Origin of the sequence: Streptomyces sp. NPDC032472, assembly GCF_040636955.1 — a bacterium.
Lineage (GTDB): Bacteria > Actinomycetota > Actinomycetes > Streptomycetales > Streptomycetaceae > Streptomyces.
Window position 1 is genome coordinate 24,530 of record NZ_JBEZVK010000038.1, and the last position, 21,429, is coordinate 45,958.

At 73.3% G+C, this 21,429-nt stretch carries 21 protein-coding genes and 1 pseudogene; 6 read left to right on the top strand and 16 right to left on the bottom strand.

What is annotated here, in order from left to right; all coding sequences use genetic code 11:
* Positions 1-7: 7 nt before the first annotated feature.
* The 3 genes from AB0F11_RS24335 to AB0F11_RS24345 form a co-directional block, all read right to left on the bottom strand.
* On the bottom strand, positions 8-1,108 hold the full coding sequence (locus AB0F11_RS24335) for a serine hydrolase domain-containing protein (protein WP_362177446.1): 1,101 nt from the start codon (positions 1,106-1,108) through the stop codon (positions 8-10).
* A 74-nt stretch (positions 1,109-1,182) separates the two neighbouring features.
* Positions 1,183-1,854 (bottom strand): DUF4097 family beta strand repeat-containing protein, encoded by a 672-nt coding sequence (locus tag AB0F11_RS24340; RefSeq protein WP_362177449.1) that lies wholly within the window; start codon positions 1,852-1,854, stop codon positions 1,183-1,185.
* A gap of 231 nt (positions 1,855-2,085) precedes the next feature.
* Complete coding sequence (locus tag AB0F11_RS24345; protein WP_362177452.1) at positions 2,086-3,048, bottom strand: polyprenyl synthetase family protein; 963 nt, start codon at positions 3,046-3,048, stop codon at positions 2,086-2,088.
* A 311-nt stretch (positions 3,049-3,359) separates the two neighbouring features.
* Between AB0F11_RS24345 and AB0F11_RS24350 the strand changes: the two genes are divergently transcribed.
* The gene (locus AB0F11_RS24350; RefSeq protein ID WP_362177454.1) at positions 3,360-3,620 is read left to right on the top strand and encodes a hypothetical protein; all 261 of its coding nucleotides are present in this window, start codon (positions 3,360-3,362) and stop codon (positions 3,618-3,620) included.
* 27 nt (positions 3,621-3,647) lie between these two features.
* Entirely contained in the window at positions 3,648-4,559 is a 912-nt protein-coding gene (locus AB0F11_RS24355; RefSeq protein ID WP_362177457.1) for a hypothetical protein, read from the top strand.
* On the opposite strand, the gene AB0F11_RS24360 is transcribed toward AB0F11_RS24355, so the two are convergent.
* Positions 4,556-4,759, bottom strand: a complete 204-nt coding sequence (locus AB0F11_RS24360; protein WP_362177569.1) for an MbtH family protein — start codon at positions 4,757-4,759, stop codon at positions 4,556-4,558. The two genes, AB0F11_RS24355 and AB0F11_RS24360, sit on opposite strands and share 4 nt — an antisense overlap.
* A gap of 65 nt (positions 4,760-4,824) precedes the next feature.
* On the bottom strand, positions 4,825-7,917 hold the full coding sequence (locus AB0F11_RS24365) for an AAA family ATPase (RefSeq protein WP_362177460.1): 3,093 nt from the start codon (positions 7,915-7,917) through the stop codon (positions 4,825-4,827).
* 427 nt (positions 7,918-8,344) lie between these two features.
* Here AB0F11_RS24365 and AB0F11_RS24370 point away from each other — a divergent pair, with 427 nt between their 5' ends.
* Positions 8,345-9,001 carry a 4'-phosphopantetheinyl transferase superfamily protein gene (locus tag AB0F11_RS24370; RefSeq protein ID WP_362177463.1) on the top strand — a complete coding sequence of 219 codons (657 nt, stop codon included), beginning with the start codon at positions 8,345-8,347 and terminating at the stop codon, positions 8,999-9,001.
* Positions 9,002-9,141: 140 nt separating this feature from the next.
* Here the strand turns inward: AB0F11_RS24370 and AB0F11_RS24375 are convergent, their stop codons facing one another.
* The 3 genes from AB0F11_RS24375 to gdhA form a co-directional block, all read right to left on the bottom strand.
* On the bottom strand, positions 9,142-9,900 hold the full coding sequence (locus AB0F11_RS24375) for a 4'-phosphopantetheinyl transferase superfamily protein (protein ID WP_362177466.1): 759 nt from the start codon (positions 9,898-9,900) through the stop codon (positions 9,142-9,144).
* Positions 9,901-10,060: 160 nt separating this feature from the next.
* Positions 10,061-11,434 carry an AMP-binding protein gene (locus tag AB0F11_RS24380; RefSeq protein ID WP_362177469.1) on the bottom strand — a complete coding sequence of 458 codons (1,374 nt, stop codon included), beginning with the start codon at positions 11,432-11,434 and terminating at the stop codon, positions 10,061-10,063.
* 147 nt (positions 11,435-11,581) lie between these two features.
* Entirely contained in the window at positions 11,582-12,937 is a 1,356-nt protein-coding gene (gdhA, locus tag AB0F11_RS24385; protein WP_362177472.1) for an NADP-specific glutamate dehydrogenase, read from the bottom strand.
* Positions 12,938-13,199: 262 nt separating this feature from the next.
* Here gdhA and AB0F11_RS24390 point away from each other — a divergent pair, with 262 nt between their 5' ends.
* Complete coding sequence (locus tag AB0F11_RS24390) at positions 13,200-13,697, top strand: anthrone oxygenase family protein (protein WP_362177475.1); 498 nt, start codon at positions 13,200-13,202, stop codon at positions 13,695-13,697.
* Positions 13,698-13,731: 34 nt separating this feature from the next.
* Here AB0F11_RS24390 and AB0F11_RS24395 read toward each other — a convergent pair whose 3' ends face one another.
* Positions 13,732-14,259 carry a DUF1772 domain-containing protein gene (locus tag AB0F11_RS24395; RefSeq protein ID WP_362177478.1) on the bottom strand — a complete coding sequence of 176 codons (528 nt, stop codon included), beginning with the start codon at positions 14,257-14,259 and terminating at the stop codon, positions 13,732-13,734.
* A gap of 165 nt (positions 14,260-14,424) precedes the next feature.
* Here AB0F11_RS24395 and AB0F11_RS24400 point away from each other — a divergent pair, with 165 nt between their 5' ends.
* Positions 14,425-14,901 carry a GNAT family N-acetyltransferase gene (locus AB0F11_RS24400; RefSeq protein ID WP_362177481.1) on the top strand — a complete coding sequence of 159 codons (477 nt, stop codon included), beginning with the start codon at positions 14,425-14,427 and terminating at the stop codon, positions 14,899-14,901.
* Between the two features lie 213 nt (positions 14,902-15,114).
* Here AB0F11_RS24400 and AB0F11_RS24405 read toward each other — a convergent pair.
* The 5 genes and pseudogenes from AB0F11_RS24405 to AB0F11_RS24425 all read right to left on the bottom strand — a co-directional run bounded on the left by AB0F11_RS24405 (position 15,115) and on the right by AB0F11_RS24425 (position 18,402).
* Positions 15,115-16,133, bottom strand: a pseudogene (locus AB0F11_RS24405) (AraC family transcriptional regulator).
* A 55-nt stretch (positions 16,134-16,188) separates the two neighbouring features.
* Entirely contained in the window at positions 16,189-17,073 is an 885-nt protein-coding gene (locus AB0F11_RS24410; RefSeq protein ID WP_362177484.1) for an NAD(P)H-binding protein, read from the bottom strand.
* Between the two features lie 68 nt (positions 17,074-17,141).
* Positions 17,142-17,396 carry a transcriptional regulator gene (locus AB0F11_RS24415; RefSeq protein ID WP_362177486.1) on the bottom strand — a complete coding sequence of 85 codons (255 nt, stop codon included), beginning with the start codon at positions 17,394-17,396 and terminating at the stop codon, positions 17,142-17,144.
* A gap of 74 nt (positions 17,397-17,470) precedes the next feature.
* Positions 17,471-17,887, bottom strand: a complete 417-nt coding sequence (locus AB0F11_RS24420; RefSeq protein WP_362177489.1) for a hypothetical protein — start codon at positions 17,885-17,887, stop codon at positions 17,471-17,473.
* Positions 17,888-17,994: 107 nt separating this feature from the next.
* Positions 17,995-18,402: an SgcJ/EcaC family oxidoreductase gene (locus AB0F11_RS24425; RefSeq protein WP_362177491.1), complete on the bottom strand. Its 408-nt coding sequence runs from the start codon at positions 18,400-18,402 to the stop codon at positions 17,995-17,997.
* A gap of 59 nt (positions 18,403-18,461) precedes the next feature.
* Here AB0F11_RS24425 and AB0F11_RS24430 point away from each other — a divergent pair, with 59 nt between their 5' ends.
* Entirely contained in the window at positions 18,462-19,019 is a 558-nt protein-coding gene (locus AB0F11_RS24430) for a flavoprotein (protein WP_362177494.1), read from the top strand.
* Between the two features lie 15 nt (positions 19,020-19,034).
* Here the strand turns inward: AB0F11_RS24430 and AB0F11_RS24435 are convergent, their stop codons facing one another.
* A complete protein-coding gene (locus AB0F11_RS24435) occupies positions 19,035-19,541 on the bottom strand; it encodes a DinB family protein (RefSeq protein WP_362177497.1) in 507 nt (168 codons plus the stop codon).
* A 503-nt stretch (positions 19,542-20,044) separates the two neighbouring features.
* A complete protein-coding gene (locus tag AB0F11_RS24440; protein WP_362177499.1) occupies positions 20,045-21,376 on the bottom strand; it encodes a cation:proton antiporter in 1,332 nt (443 codons plus the stop codon).
* Positions 21,377-21,429: the final 53 nt, after the last annotated feature.

Below are 21,429 nucleotides of genomic sequence, written 5' to 3' on the forward strand. Positions count from 1 at the left end.
CGCGTGCTCAGTCCGTCGGCCGGCCCGACCCGGACCGCCCGCCGGAGAACACCTCGTTGACCAGCCTCTGCTGGGCCTTCGCGAACAACTCCCCCACCTGCGCGAAGTCGAGCTCGGCCTCCCCGGTGGTCAGCGAGGCGGTCAGGGTCGTGGCGCCGTCGGGCGAGCTGTACATCAGCGCCCCCCAGCCCCACATGCCGCCGTTGTGGGTGTAGACGGTGCCGCCGGACTCCGTCTCCTGTACGAACAGCCCGAGGCCGTAGCCGAGCTTGGGGTGCGGCGTGCGCATCTCGGCCAGCAGCGGGGCCGGCAGGAGCCTGCCGCCCATCAGGGCGGAGAAGAAGGTGTGCAGGTCCCGGGTGGTCGAGATCATGTCTCCGGCGGCGGAGATCCAGGAGGGGTTGGCGCGGGTGACGTCGACCGTCTTCCACGCACCGGCGTCCCGGTACGTGTAGTAGCCGTGGGCGTGCGGCTCGGGGATCTCCGGCGAGGCCTCCGGTAGGAAGGTGCCCGTCAGGCCGAGCGGCCCCAGGATCCGCCGCTGCATCTCCTCGGCGAACGGGCGGCCGCTGACCTTCTCCACCAGCAGCCTGGCCAGGACGTAGTTGGTGTTGGAGTAGCTCCAGTCCGTCCCCGGCTCGAACCGCGCCGGCTTCGACAGCGCCAGCCGGACCAGCTCCTCGGGCCGGTAGGTGCGCAGCATGTTGTCCACCCACTCCTGGCCCTGCCAGGCGATGCCCGGCGCGGTCGTGCCGTCCTCGTAGTACTCGCCGGTGAAGTTGAACAGCCCGCTGGTGTGCTGCAGCAGCATCCGCACCGTGATCCGCCGGTCCAGCCCGAACTCGGGCAGGTGGTCGTCAGCCGGGCTGTCCAGCCCGATCCTTCTGTCGGCCACCAGGTGCAGCACCAGCGCCGCGGTGAAGGTCTTGGTGTTGCTGCCGATCCGGAAGTGACCGTCGGTCGGCGGTGCGGCGCTGTCACCCAGCTTGCGCACCCCGGCACTGCCGACCCACTCGCCCTGCCGGTCGTTGACGCGCAGCTGCACGCCGGCCCACCCGGAATCGACGAGCTCCTGGACGGCCTTCTGCAGCTCCGGACGGAGGGACATGGCGGTGTGCTCCTTTGTGTCTGTCATGAACATCGATCGGGCGGGTGGAGATGCGGAGGTGGGGAGGTGGGGTGTCAGAGGCTGCGGGCGGTGATGTCGCCGTAGGCAGTGGTGGCCCGGATGTTCAGGGCGGCGGAGGCGCCGTCGCTGTTCTGCAGCGCGTTGTGGATGCGGCCGTGGGCGGTGCCGGCGTCGAGGGTGGCGGAGACGCCCTGGGCGGCGCCGACGGAGATGCCGCCGTGCTCGGTGCGGAGGGTGACCGTGCCGCGTACGGCCTCGGTGATGTGGAGGTCGCCCTTCTGGGTGCTGATCTCCGCGGGGCCGCCGAGGCGGCCGACGGTGACGTCGCCGGACTGGAGGGTGAGGCGGGCGCTCGCGGTCTCCTCGAGCCGGACGGTGGCCTGCGCGCCTTCGAAGGCGATGTCGCCGAGCCGCCCGACGCCGTGGAGTTCGGCGAGCGCGGCCTTGGCCTCGACACGGGAGCCGGCGGGGAGCTGGACGGTGACCTCGACCGATCCGGAGGAGCCGAAGAGCTGGTTCTTGGGCTCGGGGGTGCGGATCTGCAGCACGCCGTCGGCGTAGGCGACCTCGATCTGCTCCGCCGCCTTGACGTCGCGGCTCTTGGAGGCGTCGGCCGGCCGGACCTCGACGGTGGTGTCGGTCCGCTCGGCGGCGACGAGCCGGATACGGCCCGCGGCAATGTCGAGGACGGCGGAAACCGGGGCGGCGGTGGCGAACTTCTGCATGGTGGTGTGCTCCTCGTCTGGGGCGCGGGCCCCTTTGGCCCGCTGTTTCCGACGAGAGAAACGCTACGTTGCATTCAAGGCTTGGGCAACATATTCGTTGCGCACGAACATCAAACATGCAGGTCAATGCCGCAAAATCATTGCAATGGCGCTAAGTTCAACGCAACGAACACTCTGCATTCGTTGCAATGAATTGAGGGTGAACGCCACGGAGGAGGGCTCTGCGGGACCTCAGCCCGCCGTCACGCGCCCGGCGAAGGCGGCCAGTTCCTCGCGCCACTCCGGGGACAGGGCGCTGCCGGCGGCGACCCGGCCGGCGCGGTCCGTCAGGTCGCGGATGATCTCCTCGGCCACCGCCCGCTCGCGGTCCTCCAGGAGCACCTCGCGCAGCAGCTCCGCCTCCCAGTCGTACTCCGGCCCCCCGGACAGGAACCCGCGCATCCGCCAGGCCGCGTGCAGCGGCAGCGCGTAGTCGGCGTACGTGCCGGCCAGGTCGGGGCGCCCCGCGAGGTGGGCGCCGAGCAGCAGCGGATGGCGCAGCGCGTACCAGCCGGCCGCACAGCCGTCCGTGCAGCCCGCGATGCACTGCCCGGGCCACGGGTCCTCCAGGTACGCCGCGGCCGTGGCCTCGTGCGTGTACAGGCCGAGGGCCCGCTCGGTCCGGAGCTCCTCCCACAGCCGTACCGCCTCCGGCGGCAGCCGGCGCGCCAGCCGGTCGGCCCAGGCCAGGGCGAGGTCCCCGCCCAGCGTGGCCGCGCACTCGCCGAACCGGCGGGACTCGCCCGCCCAGCCGTTGCGCTCGTGGTCCCCGGCGTGCCGGACGTGCAGGGCGGGCAGGCCCCGGCGCAGGGGCGCGTTGTCGTAGACGTCCGCGCGCACCAGGGTGCAGGTGTCCAGGAGTTCGAGGGCGGCGGCCGCATCGACGGCCGCCTCGGCCTCGGGCCCCTCCAGACTGCCGCCCGCGGCGAGGTACCCGGTGAGCAGCACCTGCGGCCGGACGCGGCCGTCGCCCGCGCTGACCAGCTCGGCCAGCGACTCGATCAGCACGGCGGCCCGCAGGTCACCGGTGCGGCGCCGGTACTCGTCGTTCAGGAGGGCGTGCAGCCGGTCCTCGACCTTCTCGAGCAGCTCCGCCCGCGCCCGGGCGGGTGCCACGACGGCGGCGGGTGCGGAGTGGGTCGTCGGGTGAGTCATGGGGTGCGGCCTCCCGGTTCGGCGGTGTACGCCTGAACCTGCCGGACCGCAGGCAACCGCTCAACCCCGGGCCGGCCCAGGGGCCACCCCGGCCCGTCCGAGGGCCTCCGGGCTGCCAGGCGCTTGCCATACCGGCCGCCCGGCGGGGCGCGCTTGCCATACGCCTGCCATACGCCTGCCGCGCGCCTACCCCATACACCCGCCGTACGCCGCCCGAGGGCCGCCCTCAGCCCCACGCATCTGCGGCTTTAGCGGCAGACCCGTCAATGAACCCGCTGTCCCGCTGTCCCCTCTCACTCGTGGAGACCCACATGTCGAACATGTCGAACAACAACGCCAGCAACAGCGCGAACAACAGCAACAACAACAACGCCTCGAACAACAACTCCCTCGCCGTGAACGAGAACACCGACTACACGGCCAACGAGATGAACGCCCCGCGCCTGCAGAGCGTGGTCCCGGCCGACCTCGAGGCGATCATGAACGACATCAACAACAGCAACGCCAACAACAACGCCAACAACGCGATGGCGAACAACAACACCATGAACAACAACAACCCCAACGCGTAACCGGTGACGAGGCAGCGGGGCCGGGAAATGCCGTCCGCGCCCCGCCCTGCCCACCGACCGGCCCACCGCCCTGCCCACCTGTCCGGAGACGCCCGCGCCATCGCCGCGTACCGCGACCAGCGGCGCCTGCTGCAGAAGGAAGCCGTCCTGGGCCGCGGCGAGCTGATCGAAACCCTGCTCGCCGGCCGCCGCACCCGCCTCGCCGAGCTGCGGCGCAGCACCTGGGTGCGCCGCCTGTTCGACTCCACCCACCGGCAGGTCCGCCAGATCCTGGCCCACCCCGCCTACGCCCGGATCCTGCCGCTGCGCCGCGACATGCTGGTCTGCCTGGCCGAACTGGCCCTGCCCCTGCCCGCGGACGCGGTGATCCTGTCCCACCCCACCCACGCGCCGGCCGCCGAGATCCTGCCCCGGCTGCCCCAGCTGCGCCACCGCCGGGCCCTGGTCGAGCGGATCCTGGACGAGTCCAGCCTCACGCTCCCGGGCACCCCGTTCCGTACCGTCGGGGAACCGCAGTCCGCCGTCATCCTCGGCGGCGACGCACCGACCGTCGAGGCGCTGGCCGGCGTCGCGCACGAGCTGGGCCACTGCCTGTACGAACGCACCCGCCCCGGCACCGGCATCCGCACCCAGCTGGCCTCCGAACGCCTGGCGCACCGGCTGGAGGAGCAGCTCGTCGCCGCCTACCTGGCCGAGCACGGCAGCCCCGAGGAGGGCCGCGCCTGGTGGGCCTACCAGCGCCGGGTGGACTCCTTCAACCTCTACTTCTTCGAGCTGGAACGGGCCCTGCTGTACGAGGAGCCCGCCGCGGTCCCCGAGCTGATGCCCGAGTCCGCGACGAGCTTCCGCGAGTCGCTGTTCATCGTCCCCGGCTGCCAGGCCGTGTACGCCCGCGCGTCACTGGCCCGGCTCGCCCCGCCGGACGGGCCCCGGCCCTAACCGGCCTCCCTCAGCCGGGCGGGCCGCATGTCCGTCCACTCCCGCTCGATGTGGTCCAGCACCGCCTGCCGGGTGTCCGCGGGCAGGTCCACCCGCCAGCCCGCCGGGACCTCCGCCCCCGCGGGCCACACCGCGTACTGGCCCTCGTCGTTGACCAGCGCCAGGTACTGCGCCGCGTCGTCCTCGAACGGCTGCGTCATCGCTTCCCGTCCTCCTTCTCGTTCGTCCGTCTCGTCCATGTCGTTCACGTCCATGTCGTCCGCGTTCACGCGAGCTCGTGCGCGGCCATCAGCTGGAGGTCGGCCGGCAGGTCCTGGCGCCGCGTGATGTTGAGCTTGCGGTAGACCCGGGTCAGGTGCTGCTCGACCGTGCTCACCGTGATGTAGAGCTTCAGGGCGATCTCCCGGTTGGTGTGCCCGTGCACCGCGAGCATCGCCACCCGCTTCTCGGAGTCGCTGAGCCGGTCGCCGAGTTCGGTGTACGCCACCCGCGGCCCGGCCGCCTCCGTCTCCTGCGCGGCGGGCGCCGGCGCGGGCACGTGGCCGGGCAGGATCCGCTCCTGGAGCGCGTCGGCCCCGCAGGACTTGGCCAGGTGCCAGGCCCGCCGGTTGACCATGTTGGCCCGGCCCGGCTCCCCGGACTCCTTCAGCACCCGCCCCAGGTCGGCCATCGCGCGAGCCAGTTCGAGCCGGTCGCCGGAGCGGCGCAGCTCGTCGACGGCCCGCCGCAGCACCGCCTGGCGCTCGCCGGGCGCGCCCGTCCACGCCTTCAGGCGCAGCGAGACGCCCGCCGTCCACGGGTGGGCGGCGTCGGCGTGCTCCAGCTGCTCGGCGACCATGCGGGCCGCCTGGCGCACCTCGCCGAGCTGGAGCAGCGCCTCCGCCGCGCCGGTGCGCCAGGGCAGCAGCAGCGGCCGGTCCAGGCCCCAGTGGCGGACCGCCTTGCCGATGTCCAGGAAGTCGCACAGCGCCGCGTGGTAGCGGTTCGTGGCCAGGTGGTGCAGCCCGGTCGCCTGCATACGGGCCAGCTCCTGCACCGTGCCCGGCAGGGTCTGCGGCAGCGGCCGGGCCAGCTCCCGGGCGGCCTCGTCGGGCCGGCCCATCGCGGTGTACGCACGGGCGAGCAGCGCCGAGGCCCAGGTCCCGGTCAGCGAGGCCTGCTCCCCCGCCGCCGCCCCGCGCACCAGCCCGGCCTGTTCGGCCGCGCCCGCCAGGTCGCCCTGGCGCAGCAGCGCCTCGGTGCGCAGCAGCGCGAACTCCGCCCGCCAGCCCGGCGCACCCTGGCGCAGCGCCTGCTCGGCGTACGTCTGGGTCCAGGGCAGCGCCCGCAGCGGCCCGTCCAGGTACAGCAGGGCCCGTACGGCCTGCAGCACCGGGGCGAGCGTCGCCTGCGACAGGGCGGTGCCCCGCAGGAACAGCTCGGCCCGGTTCGCGGCGCCGCCGTGCCGGTTGTAGCCGGGCACTCCCCAGAACGCGGCCGCCTCGCCGAGGCCGCTGCCGGGGCGGCCGCGGCGGGCCGTACGGTCCGCGAGGGCGGCTGCCGAGCCGCCGGAGCCGCGCCCCGCGGCCGCAGCCGGTGCCGCCACCGGCGCGGCGGCCGGCAGCGCATCGGCGGCGCCGTCCGGGCCGTTCCAGCGCGGGAAGGCGAACAGCCCGTCCAGCGGCGCCTGCAGGGCGGCATCCCGCACGCCCACCACGCCCGCCACGCCCCCCGCAGACTGCCCGGCCCCGGGCTGCCCGGCGGCGTACACGGTGTCCAAAGCGAGGGCAGCCTCCTCGACGCGCCCCTGCACCACCAGCAGCCGACCCAGCCGGGCCGCGCCGGCGGTGTCGAGCGTGCCGGCCCTCAGCGCGTCGACCGGGCCGTGCAGGGCCGCCTCGGCCGCGGCCGGATCCACCCGGGCACCGGCCACGGCCAGCGCGGCGGCGAGCTCCGCCCGGGCCGCATCGCTGCCCGGCGCGCCGAGCGCCAGCTCCAGCACCCGTACGGCCCCGGCGGCGTCCCCGCCGGCCAGCAGTTCGTCCGCGGCGGTGCGCAGCACGCCCGGCGCCCACTCCTCGCCCGCGTGCCCGGCGGACAGCAGCTGCCCGGCGACCTCGGCCACCGGGGCCCCGCTGCGGAACGCGAAGCGCGCGGCCCGCCGGTGGCAGGCCACCCGCACCAGCGGATCCATTCCCTCCAGCACCACCGCCCGGGCCGCCGGGTGCCAGCGCACCCCGTCCAGCAGCCCGGCCGCGCCCAGGGCGAGGACCGCCTGCCGGGCCACCGCCTGGGTGGTGGAGGCCAGTTCGGCCGCCCCGACCACCGAGGCGAGCCCGTCCAGCACGGCCAGCCCCTGGGCCACCGCGAGCGTCACCACCCCGCACCGCTGGAGGCAGGCCCACACCGCGTGGGTGAACGCCGCACCGGGCGCGGGCAGCTGCCCGGCGTCGCCCGCCGGAGCCTCCAGCGCGGCCCGGTGGTCCTCCAGCAGCGCCCGCAGCAGCAGCGGGTTGCCCCCGCTGAGCGCGGTGAACCGCTCGAGCTCCTGCCCTGCCGGCTCGGTGTCCGCGTACTGCGGGGCGCCCGCGACGACGGCGGCCACCTCCTCGGCGCCCAGCCGCTCCAGGCGCACCCGTACGAAGCCGGGCGCGCGCAGCAGCTCCGTACCCAGGACGGGGTCGTCGCTGCGCTCGTGCACCGACTCGGTGAGCACCATCAGCACCCGGTCGGCCCGCGCCCGGCGGGCCAGGTGGAGCAGGTAGCGGCGCGAGGCCTCGTCGGCCAGGTGCAGGTCGTCGACGCACACCGCGACCGGAACCCGCTCGGCCAGGGCGAGCACCTGCGCACAGAACGCCTGCATCGCCTGAACCCCACCAGCGCCACCGGCACCACCGGCACCCCCGGCACCCCCGGCACCGAGACCCACACCGCCCCCGGCATCGGCCGCCCACAAACCGCCGGGCCCGCCAGGCCCACCGGACGCAACAGACCCACCGGGGCCACTCAGCCCGCCCGAGGCACCCAGACCACCCAGCCCGCCCGCGTCCTCACCGAACGTCCCGGGCGGCGCGTCCGCCACCAACTGCCCGATGACGCCCAGCTCGATCCCGCTCTCGGCCGGCGTGCCCATCGCCCGCAGCACCAGCGCACCCGCGCCGGCGGCCCGTTCGGCCGCCGTGTCCGCGAACTCCGACTTCCCGCAGCCCACCGCTCCCTCGACCACGACCACCCGGGCCGCCCCCGCGGCCGCCTGGGCCACGGCCCGATCGAGCAGTCCCCACTGATATCCACGCCCGTTCAACACCACTGCCCCCGTTACTCCAGCACCGGTGAACCTCTGATCCGCGGGGGAAGACCCCTGCCCGCGGCCGGTCACGGACCTGCCGCCCTCGCCCGCCCGCGGGAGGGAAAGGGGGCGGTCACCACCGTCGACAACGTCACCTTATGCAGGTCGTGGCGGTGCGGCCGGTGGCCGCAACCTGCACGGCAACTACTGCACCCCACCCCTCCCCGCCCCCTGCGCCACCCCGCACGGCGCCGCGGACCCGCCCCGCGCCCCGCGCTCTACCGCCTCCGTACGACGCCTGCCACCCCCGGCATGGCAACCGTGTGACAAGCCCCTGCCCCCGCACCGCCACCCGTGACAAGCCCGCACCCCCGCAAGGCCCCCCGGGCACCGGGTGCACCCCCGCAGCCCCCTCCCGGCTGGGCCCGGCAGCGGCCCCGCCGCACGGTGGAACCACGCCCCGCCAGGGGCCGCGCACCACCCACCACCCACCACTCGCAAGGTTTCGGGGGACACCGTGATCCAGCAGCTGCTGCCCCGCCACATCGCCGCAGTCGACACCCACCACGACCGGCACGAGCTCACCCTCTTCCCCGAGGAGGAGGCACACATCCGCGAGGCGGTCCCGAAGCGCCGGCACGAGTACACGACCGCCCGCTGGTGCGCCCGCCGGGCCCTGGCCCAGCTCGGCCTGCCCGCGGCGCCCATCACCCCCGGCCACCGCGGAGCCCCGCAGTGGCACCCGAGCGTCACCGGCAGCATCACGCACTGCGCCGGCTACCGCGCCGCGGCCGTGGCGCACCGCTCCCGGACCCGGGCCATCGGCATCGACGCCGAGCCCCACCAGCCGCTGCCGGAGGGGGTGCTGGAGTCGATCGCCCTGCCGGCCGAGTGCGCATGGGTGCGCCGACACGCGCGGACGCACCCGGGCACCCACTGGGACCGGCTGCTGTTCTCGATCAAGGAGACGGTCTACAAGACCTGGTACCCGCTCACGGCCCAGCCGCTGGAGTTCGAGGACGCGCTCATCACGCCGCACCCGGAGAGCCGTACGTTCACGGCGCAGATCTTCCCGCACCGGCCGACGCCGTACCCGACCACGCTCACCGGCCACTACACCACCGAGAACGACATCATCCTGACGACGCTGACCATCCCGAACGAGGACAACTGACGAACGGCAAACCCAGCGGAAGCAGCGGAAGCAGCAGAAGCAGGGGAAACACCCGAGGCAGCACAAGCAACACAAACAACAGAACTACCCGAACCGGCAGAACCGGCAGAACCGGCAGACCACCCGACCGGAACCAGCCGCTAAGCGGCCGCCCCCCGCGGCGTGAACAGAGCGGCCCCCATCCGGAAGCCCCCCGGCAGCTCCGCCGACCGGAACTCCCACTCCTCGCCCCGGGCCGCCGTGCCGTCGGGCCGCTGGACCCGCACCGGCCTGCCGTCGGGGCCGAACCCGAACTGCCCGAAGGGGAACCCGGCACCCCAGCCGACGGCCTTGCGGTACGCCTCCTTCAGCGTCCACAGCCGGGCCAGCTCCGCATCCCGCTCCGGCGGCGCCAGCTTGGCCAGGGAGACCAGCTCGTACGGGGTGCACACGCGCCGCCCGGCCCCGGAGCCGTACAGCATCCGGTCCGTCCGCTCGACGTCCACGCCGATCAGGCCCGCGCCGCTGGCTCCGACCAGGACGATGCCCTCCGCGCAGCTGACGGCGACGTCGACGCCCTCGCAGCCGGCGAGGACCGGTCGCCCGGCCACGCCCCACTCGACGCGGCCGGTGCCGTCGCCGCGCACCGCGCACGCGAGCCGCTCCAGCAGCGCCCGGGCGCCCTCGTACTGCTCGCGCTCCGTCGCGGAGACGAGCCCGGCCCGCAGCCCGCCGCCCGCGCACGGGGGCACCGCGGCCTTCCCGGCCCGGAGCCGCTCCAGCGGCGCGTAGAGGAGGGCGGTTCCGCCGCCGCGCACGAGTTCACCGGCCCGGTCCCACTCGGGACCCTCCGGACCGACCTCGACCGGTCCGTCCAGCAGCATGCTGCGCGCCTCCGACACCCGTCCCGCCGACACCATGAGCCCCACTCCACGTCCGCCTGCGCCGACCTCACCCGTCGACAGAACCACGGCCGTCCACGACAGGCCGTCAGAAGCCGGAGCCCATGAGGGCCCAGTCCCCTCCATTCTCCCGGCGCGGCTAAACGACGGCTAAAAGCGGCGTTCAGAACAGCGGCGCTCAGCGCCCGCCGAACTCCCCCGACAGCAGCAGCTTCTTCTGCGGCTTCCCCATGGCGTTGCGGGGCAGGGAGGCCACGAACCGCACCTCCCGCGGCCGCTTGTGCACCGACAGATGGGCGGCCACGAAGTCCGTCAACTCGGCGCCCGTGACCCCCTCGGCGACCACGAAGGCCACGATCCGCTGCCCCAGGTCCGCGTCCGGGACGCCGACCACCGCGGCCTCGCTCACCTTGGGGTGGTCCAGGAGGGCGTTCTCGATCTCGCCCGCCCCGATCCGGTAGCCGCCCGACTTGATCATGTCGATGGAGGCCCGGCCGACGATCCGGTGCACCCCGTCCGCCTCGTCGACGGCCGCGATGTCGCCCGTACGGAACCAGCCGTCCTCGGTGTACGCGGCCGCGGTGGCCTCCGGCCGGCCCAGGTACCCGGCGAACAGCGTCGGCCCCGTCAGCTGCAGCTCCCCGATCTCGGCACCCGGCTCGGCCGCGATCCGCGTGCGGATGCCCGGCAGCGGCGTGCCGACGGTGCCCGGGCGGACCTCGCCGCCCGCCCTCCCGCTGACGGTGATCAGCGTCTCGGTCATCCCGTAGCGCTCCACGGGCCGCAGCCCCGTCAGCCGCTCCAGGTCCCGGAAGACCGGCGCGGGCAGGGCCGCGCTCCCCGACACCAGCAGCCGGGCCCCCGACAGCGCGCCGGCGGCCTCCGGGTCGGCGGCGATCCGGGACCACACGGTCGGCACCCCGAAGTACAGGCTGCCGCCGGCCTCCGCATACGCCTGCGGGGTCGGGCGCCCGGTGTGCACGAGCCTGCTCCCGGTCCGCAGGGCCCCGAGCACGCCCAGCACCAGCCCGTGCACGTGGAACAGCGGCAGCCCGTGCACGAGGGTGTCCTCGGCGCTCCACTGCCAGGCCCCGGCGAGCGCGTCGAGGTCGGCGGCGATCGCCGCGCCGGTCAGCACGACGCCCTTGGGTGCGCCCGTCGTCCCGGAGGTGTACAGCACGAGGGCCGGATCGTCGGCCCCCGCGCCCGCCGCGAACCCGGCCGACGCCGAGGCCGAAGCCGAGCCGGTCGCGCGCCGCGCGAAGTCCACGTCGAGGAGCACCGCCCCGGAGTCGCGCAGGATGTGCTCGCGCTCCGCGGGCCCGGCATCGGGCGGCAGCGGTACGAACGGCACCCCGGCCAGCAGGGCGCCGACGGCCGCGGCCACCGTCTCCAGCGACGCCGTCGCGGTCACCGCGAACGCCGGCGCCCCGGCCACATCGGCGGCCACCGCCCGCGCCGCGCCGAGCAGTTCCTCGTACGAGGCGGTCCGCCCGGCCACGCAGACCGCGTCCTTCCGGTCCCCGTACACCCCGTCCAGCGCGGTCAGCACGCCCAGCCTCCTGCGGTCGCATCGCCTGTGTCTCACCCGCACCACCGGCGGGTCCAGAAGCCCAGGCTACGGCGGCCCGAAGACCGGGAACGCCCCGGCGTCGGCGGAAACCGCCGACGCCGGGGCGCCCCGTACGCAGGAGACGCCTCAGATGACGCCCTGCGCCAGCATCGCGTCCGCGACCCGCTCGAACCCGGCGATGTTCGCGCCGGTGACGTAGTCGCCCGGGGCCCCGTACCGCTCGGCCGTCTCGTACGCAACAGCGTGGATCGAACGCATGATCCCCGCCAGCTCGTCCTCGACCCGCTCGGCGCTCCACGCCGCCCGCGCGGCGTTCTGGCTCATCTCCAGCGCGCTGACGGCGACCCCGCCCGCGTTGGCGGCCTTGCCGGGCCCGAAGGCGACCCCGGCCTCCTGCAGGATCCGTACGGCCTCGGGCGTGGTCGGCATGTTGGCGCCCTCCGAGACCGCCTTCACCCCGCCCGCGACGAGCGCCCGCGCGTCCTGCGCGTCCAGCTCGTTCTGCGTGGCCGACGGGAAGGCCACGTCCGCGGGGACCTCCCAGACCCGGCCGCCGGGCACGAACCGCGCCGAGGGCCCGCGCCGCTCCGCGTACTCGCTGACGCGTCCGCGCTCGACCTCCTTGATCTGCTTGAGCAGCGCCAGGTCGATGCCCTTGTCGTCGACCACGTAGCCCTGGGAGTCCGAACAGGTCAGCGGGTTCGCGCCGAGCTGCTGGAGCTTCTCGATCGTGTACAGCGCGACGTTTCCGGAGCCGGATACGACCGCACTCAGCCCGTCCAGGGAGGTGTCCTTCACCTTCAGCATCTCGGCGGCGAACAGCACGCTGCCGTAGCCGGTGGCCTGCGGGCGGATCTTGGAGCCGCCCCAGCCCTGCCCCTTGCCGGTCAGGACCCCGGCCTCCCAGCGGTTGGTGATGCGCCGGTACTGGCCGAAGAGGTAGCCGATCTCGCGACCGCCCACGCCGATGTCACCGGCAGGGACGTCGGTGTGCTCACCCACGTGACGGTACAACTCGGTCATGAACGACTGGCAGAAGCGCATGACCTCGGCGTCGGACCGGCCGTGCGGATCGAAGTCACTGCCGCCCTTGCCGCCGCCGATGCCGAGCCCGGTCAGGGCGTTCTTGAAGATCTGCTCGAAGCCGAGGAACTTCACGACCCCGATGTCCACCGACGGGTGGAAGCGCAGACCCCCCTTGTACGGGCCGAGCGCGCTGTTGAACTCGACGCGATAGCCGCGGTTGACCCGGACCCGGCCCCGGTCGTCGGTCCACGGCACCCGGAAGACGATCTGCCGCTCGGGCTCGGTGAGCCGCTCCAGCAGCGCCACCGCCGGGTCGGCGTACTCGGGCCGGGCGGCGAAGACGGGCGCCAGGGTCTCCAGGACCTCCCGGAGCGCCTGGTGGAACTCGGGCTGGGCGGGGTTGCGGCGCTCGACGTCGGCTCGCAGGTCTTCCAGCCTGTCCTTCGGGTCCTTCACGTGTGTCCCTCCAAGAAGTGCACTACATGCGGGTACGCGGGCTGCGGCAGGTGCATGGTGTCCGCAGGCCCGCGAGCGCCGGTCGCTTCCGAACGGAGCGCGTGAGCAGCGGGGCACCACGGCCGCCGCGAAGAGATTCTTCCGTCCCGCGCATCCTGCGCGACAGCGGATCACACCGGGCCTACGATCGGCAGCCTTGACGATTCGATGACCCGTGCATGACCACGACCAGACCAAGGCCACCAACAGGGGGGAACGAACCGTGGAATTCGCCAGACTCGCCTCGCTCATCGCCGCAACCGTCACGACGGGCCTGATGGCGGGCCTCTTCTTCGCCTTCGACATCTCGGTGATGCCGGCCCTGAAACGCTCCGACGACCGCACCCTCATCCAGGTCATGCAGCGCATCAACACCGCCATCGTGAACGGCCTGTTCCTCCTCGCCTTCCTCGGCGCCCTCGCCTTCACGGCCCTCGCCCTGGCCCTGCACCTGGCGGGCAACGACGGCGGCCCGGCCACCTGGCCCCTGACCGCCGCCCTCGTCGCCTACGTCCTCCAACTCGGCATCACCGGCCGGATCAACATCCCGCTGAACAACGCCCTGGACCAGGCCGGCCCCGTCGACCGGATCCCCGACCCGGCCGCCGTCCGCCACGCCTTCGAGTCCCGCTGGGTCCCCGCCAACCGCTGGCGCACCGCCCTGTGCACCCTGGCCCTGGGCTGCCTCGCCTGGGCGCTGATCGCCGGGGCCCGCATCTGACCGGGGCCCGATCTGCCCCGGCCGGGCCCGTCGTTCAGCGCGCGGTGGCCCGCCCGTACAGCACCAGCGCCCGCGACAGGGCGGTCAGGGCCGCCGTGCACAGCAGCGTGCGCGCGATGTTGGTGGCCACCCACGTTCCCTTGAACCGCTCCACGATCGAGAAGTCCGTCAGCTTCGCCGGGTTGCCCGCGTCGGCGAGCTCGTTGTTCAGCGGGATGTTCACCGTGAAGGTGACGACGAGGACCAGCAGGTACAGCACGGCGGCCGTCGCGGCCCACACCGCGACGGCACGTCTGCCCTTGCGGTACTCCAGGACGGCCGAGCCCGCGGCGGCGAGCAGCGCCAGGACGAAGACGGCCCCGAACAGGCCGTTGCCGTCGATGGCCGCATTGAAGTTCTGCATAGCGACGACGTACGTGCGCTCGTCGCCCTGCGCGAGCCCCGGCATCACCGACACGTCGAAGGCGAAGAACAGGCCCGCCATCAACCCGACGAGCACGGTCGCGCCCGCGAGCAGGACGGTGGCAACCCGGGAACCGGAGCCGGCTGAAACGGAGTTCATGGATGCGTCCTCACTGGTGGCTTCCAACAGTCAGTTGAGCAGTCTTCGCACGTCCTGCCGCCCGCGCCCACGGGCAGCTGATCGTGCCATCCGGGCAGGCTTCCTGCCCGCGCATTGCGAAAAACGGGTCGGAGGCCCGCCGCCCGGCGTCGGTAGGGTGCCGCCATGAGCACCTCCGCACTGCGCCTGGAACCGGTCACCCCCGCCAACTTCGACGCCGTCTGCGCCGTCCGGGTCAGCCCCGACCAGGAACACCTCGTCTCACCGGTCGTCAAGTCCCTCGCCGAGGCCTACGTGCACGGCGCAACCGCCGCCTGGCCGCGGGCCATCGTCGACGGCGACAAGGTCGTCGGCTTCGTCATGGCCTTCCTGGACATCGCCTGGGACCCGGACCGGGACCCCGCCGACATACGCTCCGGGATCTGGCGCCTCAACATCGACGCCGCCCACCAGTCCAAGGGCTACGGCCGGTTCGCCGTCCAGGCGGTCACCGCCGAGCTCCGCGCCCGCGGTGCAGCCCGCGCGTACGTCACGTGGGAGCCAGGCCCGGGCACCCCGGAGCCGTTCTACCTGGGCCTCGGCTTCCGCCTGACCGGCGAACTCAGCGGCAACCAAACCGTGGGGGTCCTGGACCTCGCCTGACCGTGGGGGCGTTAACGCCGTTAACGCCTCGGCCTCCCCGTCCGGGGAGCATTAACGCCGTTAACGCTTCGGCCTCGCCGCCCCGGGAGCATTAACGCCGTTAACGCTTCCCCCTCCCCACCGGGGGAGCATTAACGCCGTTAACGCCTGTGCCTCCTCCACCCCGGGGGCATTAACGCCGTTAACGCCTGCGGGCGCCCGACGCCAAACCGGCTACGCCCCCGGCAGCACCACGGTCCGCGGCCGCCCCGGCAGCCCGGGCACCGCCGGCTGGGGGCTGTCGCCCGCGGCGCTACCGGCCAGCCGCCGGTACTCCTGCGGGCTGACCCCCCGCACCCGCTTGAACGCCGCCGACAACGCGAACGCCGAGCCGTACCCCACCCGCCGCGCCACGGTGGCGACCGTGGCGTCCGGCTCGCGCAGCAGATCCGCCGCAAGGGCCAGCCGCCACCCCGTCAGGTACGCCATCGGCGGCTCCCCCACGAGCTCCGCGAACCTCCGCGCGAGCGACGCCCGCGACACCCCCGCCCGGCGGGCGAGCTCCTCCACCGTCCAGCCGTGGGCCGGGTCCTCGTGCAGCAGCCGCACCGCCGGCCCGACCACCGGATCGCCGTGGGCCCGGTACCAGCCCGGCGCCCCCGATTCCGGGTCGGCGAGCCAGGCCGCAGCACCCCGATCAGCAGCAGGTCCAGCAGCCGGTCCAGGACGATCTCCTGCCCGGGCTCGTCCCGCGCGACCTCCGCGGCCAGCAGCTCGATCAACGTGCTGTCCGCCGCGGCCGCCGGCCGGACCAGCACGCTCGGCAGCGCCCCCAGCAGCCGCCGCCCGACCTCGCTCGGCGCTTGATACGTCCCGCTCAGCATCACCGCCGAGCCCGCCTCCTGCACCGGCGCGCCCCAGGTCCGTACACCGATCGCCATGGACTGGCTGACGTCCACGCCCCCCTGCGTACTGCACCGCTGGTCGGTGTCCACCGTGATCTGCACCGGCGTCCCCGGCTCGTCGGCGATCGTGTACGGCTCCGGCCCCCGCAGGACGGCCACGTCCCCGGGACCGATCCGCACCGGCGTGCCCCAGTCGGGCAGCAGCCAGCCCGATCCGGCGGTCAGCGTGACCACCGACAGCGGGGCCCGGTCCTCGATCCGCACGGCCCACGGCGGATTGAAGACGGACTTGAGGAGGAAGGCCCCGCGGGCCTTGGGGCCTTCGAGGAGACCGGTCAGCGTGTCCACGGGCCCATCCTGCCCGGGGGCCACCCGCCGCGCGAGGGCCGTTCGCCGCAGGGTCTCAGACGTCCCAGACACCGGTGGCCGCCGCCTCACGGGCGTAGTCGGCGAAGTCCCTGGGCCGGCGGCCGAGCACCTCCTGCACCCCGTCCACCAGGTGCGCGTTGCGCCCGTCCAGAATGGTGGTGAACAGCTCGGCGAACTCCTCCGGCAGCCCGTTCTCCCGCAGTACCGCGCGGTAGGCCTCGCCCGAGACGGGCACGTACGCGATGTGCCGCCCGGTCGCCTTCGACAGCTCGGCCGCGACCTCCTCGAAGGACAGCAGCCGCGGCCCGGACAGCTCGTACGTCCGCCCGATGTGCCGGCGGTCGTCGCCGAGCGCGGCGACGACCACGTCCGCGATGTCGTCGGCGTCAACGAAGGGTTCGACGGCGTCCGCAGTCGGCAGGGCGATCTCCCCTGCCCGTACCGACTCCAGGAAGAAGCTCTCGTCGAAGTTCTGGTTGAACCAGCTGGACCGCACGACGGTCCAGTCCGCCCCGGACTCCTTGAGCCGCTCCTCGGCCCGCTGCGCCGCCTCCTCACCGCGCCCGGACAGCAGCACCAGCCGCCGCGCCCCGGCGGCCACGGCCGCCCGGGCGAAGGCCCCGATCTGCTCGTCGGCCCCGGGGAAGGCCAGGTCCGGGTGGTACGTCACGTAAACCCGGTCGACGCCGTCGAGGGCAGCGGCCCAGCCGCCCGGCGCGTTCCAGTCGAAGGCCGGCTCCCCGACCCGCGACCCGATACGCACCGGACGGCCCTCGGCGCGGAGCTTCACGGCAACGCGCCGGCCGGTCTTGCCGTGGCCGCCGATGACGAGGGTGGCAGGGACGGTGGGGGCGGTGGGGGCGGAGGCGGTGGTCTCGGTGACGGTGGTCCGGATGCTGTTCGGTGTCTTCTGCGTCATGCCCTCAGTCAATCCCGCCTCCCCGAGACGGAACATGGTCGAGAGACTCACCCGCATACGCCTCCGTATCAGTGCAGCGGGCCGGCGATTGCCATGAGTGCGGCGATATGACGCCGGTAGGCGGCCACGCCGTCCTCGGTCAGACGCAGCCACGTCCGCGGTCGACGGCCGATCTGGCCCTTCTCGACCGCCACCCAGCCCGCTTCCTCAAGGCGCGAGACCTGCTTCGACAGCGCAGAGTCCGTGATCTCCACGAGGTCCCGCACATAGGCGAACTCGGCCTTCTCCACGGCCACCAGGGCGGCGACGATCGACAGACGCACCGCCGACTCCAGGAGCGGTGCGAGTGCATGCCGGGGGTGAGGACTCTGCTCTGCGCCGGCCGCGACTTCCGGCGTCATACGGCTCGCTGCTCCCGCCAGGCTGCGGAGGCGGCCGGCAGCGCGCACGCGAGGGCAGCGCCGGCGGCGAAGGGGACGCTGTCCAGGAAAACGGTCAAGCCGACCGCGAGGGACAGGAGGTAGGTGGCTGTCCAGGCGCCGATCACTCTGAGGTGCCTGCCCGCGAAACCGCGCGGGACCACGGGCTGCCGAGTGGCGAACAGGGACAACCCCGAGACCACGAGCGCATTCACCGATGTGCTGACGACCGTACCGATCGGCCCGTGCCACAGCAGCACGGCAGGGACCAGGACCAGCTGCCACCCGGCGAACAGCCACAAGTAGCCGGTGTACCAACCACTTCGCCCGCGCGTCGTCGCCTCGATCCGGGCGATCCCCTTCAACGCCGCGGCCGCCTCGGCCTGTCCGCTCACAGCACACCCCTCCGTCGTCCCCGGGCCTCTCGAACCTTCCAGCCCGGCATGTACTTTCCACATTAGCAAGTACATGCCGAAGTGGCGGCAAGGGCTTGGGCAACGGCCTACTCGGCTTCGGCGTGCACCTGGGTGTTCTGGCAGGCGGTCAGCAGCCAGGGACCGGCGTCCCCGTCGCGCGTCATCACGTACAGCGGCGCCCCCTCGCCCTTCGGCTCGCCGTCCGTGCCCGTGTACAGCTGGCGCACCTTGACCGCGGCCACGTCCGGCCGCAGGAACTGGGTGTGCACCACCTCGTACGTCACCTGACCGTCCCAGTTCGCCGTGGGCAGCACGGAGCGCGTGAACTCCGCGATCGCATCGAACCCGATGAGTACCTTGCCGTGCCCCGTCGTCCACAGGGCGTCCCGGTGGAAGAGGGCGAGGAAGCCCTCCGCGTCCTTCGCCTGCTGGGTGCGCTGCACCTCGGCGACCACCTGCGCTATGGCCTTGACGGCCAGTTCCTGTTCGGTCATGCGGCCGATGATGTCGCCTCAACTGTGGTTGAGGTCAAGGAATGTGATCACATGTCGGTATGACCAGCACCAAGACGCTCTACCTGCTCTGTTCTGCCGCCCCACCCGTCTTCGACGTGGCCCACGTGATCGAGGACGCGCAGTCCCGCGGCTGGGACGTCTGTCTCGGCCTCACCCCCACCGCCGCCCACTGGCTCCGCGTCAGCCTCGACGGCCTGGCCGCCCTGACCGGCCACCCCGTCCGCTGGCAGTACAAGCTCCCGGGCGAGCCCGACGTCTGGCCGGCAGCCGACGCCCTGCTCCTCGCCCCGGCGACCTTCAACTCCCTCAACGCGTGGGCCCTGGGGCTGACCGACCGCTTCGCGATCGGCGTCGCCGCCGAGGCGATCGGCAAGGGCACCCCCGTCGTCACGATGCCGTGCACGAACGCCGCCCTCGCCGCCCACCCCCAGTTCGACCAGTCCCTGGCCACCCTGCGCGGCGCCGGCGTCACCGTCCTGTACGGGGAGAACGGCTTCGTCCCCGGCCCGGCCGGCGTCGACGCCCCGCCGCACTTCCCGTGGCAGCTGGCCTTGGACGCCGTGGACGCCACCACCCGCGGTCCGAACGGCCAGTGACTGGCGTACCCCTGCCTACTCCCCCGTCACGCCGTCGATCGCCTCGCGCAACAGGTCAGCGTGCCCGTTGTGCCTGGCGTACTCCTCGATCATGTGGCCCAGGATGTAGCGCAGGGAGTACTCCTCCTCGCCGAAGCGCCCGATGGCGTCCAGCGACTCGGCGGCCGCCACGATCGCCCGAGACCGCTCGCACGTCTCGCGCCAGATCCGGAACGACTCCGCCGGGTCCGCGTCCTCGACGTGGAACTCGGTCCACTCCCCCGCCTCGTTCCTGGGGAAGTAGCCGCGCACGTCCTCACCGTTGAACACATTGCGGAACCAGCCCCGCTCGACCTCCGCGAGGTGCCGGACCAGCCCGAGCAGGCTCAGCCCGGAGGGGGTGACCGCCTTGCGCCGCAACTGCTCGTCCGTCAGCCCGGCACACTTCACCATCAGCGTGCCGCGCTGCCAGTCGAGCAGACCGGTCAGGGTGGCACGCTCATCGCCCACGCGGACGGGCTGGATCCTCGGCTCATCACTCATCCCACGATGATCACACCCAGCATTAACGGCGTTAACGCTCCCCCGGACGAAGCTTCGGGCCTACCGTTAACGGCGTTAACGGCGTTAACGGCTCGGGGCGAGGCCTCGGGGCCAGCGTTAACGGCGTTAACGCCCCGGGCGAAGCCTCGGACCATCCCCCTCTGGATCCGGGAGGTCCCCGCCTCCGCTTGACGTCTGGGACGTGGGCCCGGCAAATCCAGCCTCGCCGGCGATTGAGGCGCGGGGTCTGGGGCAGAGCCCCAGCAAGGACCGGGACCGGCTGGTCAGCGGGAGCCAGGGGCGGGGGCGGGGTCACGGTGGACCGGGGTCGGTGGGTGTCCGGGGGCTCTAGCCTCCACCAGACTTCGACGACACGGCTGACGGGAGCGGGGAGCGCCCCAGATCGCTACGCGCTCCTCTTCCGTTGGCGTCCGTCGGCCGTCTGGGGCCGGGCATTAACGGCGTTAACGCCCCCGCGCCCCCCCCCTCGGCCATTAACGGCGTCAACGCTCGGGCCCCCCGCCGGGCAGACCGTTAACGGCGTTAATGCTCGGGCCGGTGGAGGCCTGGGCATCAACGGCGTTAACGCCCCGGAGGCCAGCCCCGCGGCGGCGCCCCCGCAAGGCCCTCACCGTCGGGCCGGTCACCGCGGTGGTGACCAGAGCCATCAGCACCAGCATGGTGAACACCTCACCGCCGATGACCCCCAGCTCGAGCCCCACGTTCAGTACGACGAGCTCGGTCACCCCGCGGCAGTTCATCAGCGCGCCCACCATCACCGCACCCCGCACCGGCTGGCCCGTCAGCAGGGCCGCCCCCGTGCCCGCGCCCCACTTCCCCACGACCGCCACCGCCAGCACCGCCGCTGCCCACAGCCACGCCGTGCCGTCGCCCAGCAGCCCCACATCCGTTTTGAGGCCGCTCCCGACGAAGAACAGCGGCAGCAGCACCGGCACCGCGAACTCCCGCATCCGCGCCGCGGCCACCTCGACGGTCTTCACCCGCGGTACCACCGCCCCGAACACGAACGCCCCGAACAGCGCGTGCACCCCCATCGCATGGGTGGCGTACGCCGCCAGGCAGAGCCCGCTGCACAGGCCTACGACCGCCCCGGCGCCCGCTCGGCCGCCACCCCACCGCTCGATGCCCCGGCGGAGCAGGGGGCGTACCGCCCACCACATGGCCGCCAGGAATGCCGCTGCCAGCACTCCCATGCCGGCGATCCCCCATCCCAGGGCACTGTTCGGACCGGCCAGTGCCGCCACCATGGCCAGCAGGCACCACGCCACGACATCGGCGACGGCGGCGCAGGCCATCGCCAGCGCACCCACCGGCGTTCCGTACAGGCCCTGGTCCGCCAGGATCCGGGCCAGTACCGGGAACGCGGTCACGCTCAGGGCGACCGCCACGAACAGCACGAACGTCGGCCGCGCGGTTGCGCCCGGCGCGAAGTCCTCGTACATCGCCAGGGCCAGCAGTCCGCCCAGACACAGCGGCACCCACACGCTCGCCTGGCTGACCGCAAGGACGGCCCGGCCCCGGCCCCGCAGCAGCCCGACGTCCAGCTCCAGCCCTACGAGGAACATGAAGATCAGCAGCCCCAGGTTCCCCAGCACCCCCAGGTACGGGAGCACCTCCCCCGGCAGCAGCCACCGGCTCCCCGCCGGCCAGAGCCACCCGAGCAGCGACGGCCCGAGCACGATCCCCACCAGGATCTCCCCGACCACGGCCGTCTGCCCGAGCCGCCGCATCAGGGCGCCGGCCGCCCCGCATGCGAGCACGATGATCGGTACGGCGACGAGCACGGCCTCGAGCGGATCACGTGATGCCCCCACCGCCCCAGGCTCCGCCCGCAGCCGTAACGCGGCAACGAACCGCCCCACACTTC

What these genes read in the sequence shown, in the direction of transcription:
- AB0F11_RS24395 (WP_362177478.1), bottom strand. Translation starts at nt 14,259, where the DNA reads ATGAACTCCGTTTCAGCCGGCTCCGGTTCCCGGGTTGCCACCGTCCTG.
- AB0F11_RS24360 (WP_362177569.1), bottom strand. Translation starts at nt 4,759, where the DNA reads ATGACGCAGCCGTTCGAGGACGACGCGGCGCAGTACCTGGCGCTGGTC.
- AB0F11_RS24345 (WP_362177452.1), bottom strand. Translation starts at nt 3,048, where the DNA reads ATGACTCACCCGACGACCCACTCCGCACCCGCCGCCGTCGTGGCACCC.
- AB0F11_RS24355 (WP_362177457.1), top strand. Translation starts at nt 3,648, where the DNA reads ATGCCGTCCGCGCCCCGCCCTGCCCACCGACCGGCCCACCGCCCTGCC.
- AB0F11_RS24335 (WP_362177446.1), bottom strand. Translation starts at nt 1,108, where the DNA reads ATGTCCCTCCGTCCGGAGCTGCAGAAGGCCGTCCAGGAGCTCGTCGAT.
- AB0F11_RS24375 (WP_362177466.1), bottom strand. Translation starts at nt 9,900, where the DNA reads ATGGTGTCGGCGGGACGGGTGTCGGAGGCGCGCAGCATGCTGCTGGAC.
- AB0F11_RS24430 (WP_362177494.1), top strand. Translation starts at nt 18,462, where the DNA reads ATGACCAGCACCAAGACGCTCTACCTGCTCTGTTCTGCCGCCCCACCC.
- AB0F11_RS24340 (WP_362177449.1), bottom strand. Translation starts at nt 1,854, where the DNA reads ATGCAGAAGTTCGCCACCGCCGCCCCGGTTTCCGCCGTCCTCGACATT.
- AB0F11_RS24350 (WP_362177454.1), top strand. Translation starts at nt 3,360, where the DNA reads ATGTCGAACATGTCGAACAACAACGCCAGCAACAGCGCGAACAACAGC.
- AB0F11_RS24435 (WP_362177497.1), bottom strand. Translation starts at nt 19,541, where the DNA reads ATGAGTGATGAGCCGAGGATCCAGCCCGTCCGCGTGGGCGATGAGCGT.
- AB0F11_RS24410 (WP_362177484.1), bottom strand. Translation starts at nt 17,073, where the DNA reads ATGACGCAGAAGACACCGAACAGCATCCGGACCACCGTCACCGAGACC.
- AB0F11_RS24400 (WP_362177481.1), top strand. Translation starts at nt 14,425, where the DNA reads ATGAGCACCTCCGCACTGCGCCTGGAACCGGTCACCCCCGCCAACTTC.
- AB0F11_RS24425 (WP_362177491.1), bottom strand. Translation starts at nt 18,402, where the DNA reads ATGACCGAACAGGAACTGGCCGTCAAGGCCATAGCGCAGGTGGTCGCC.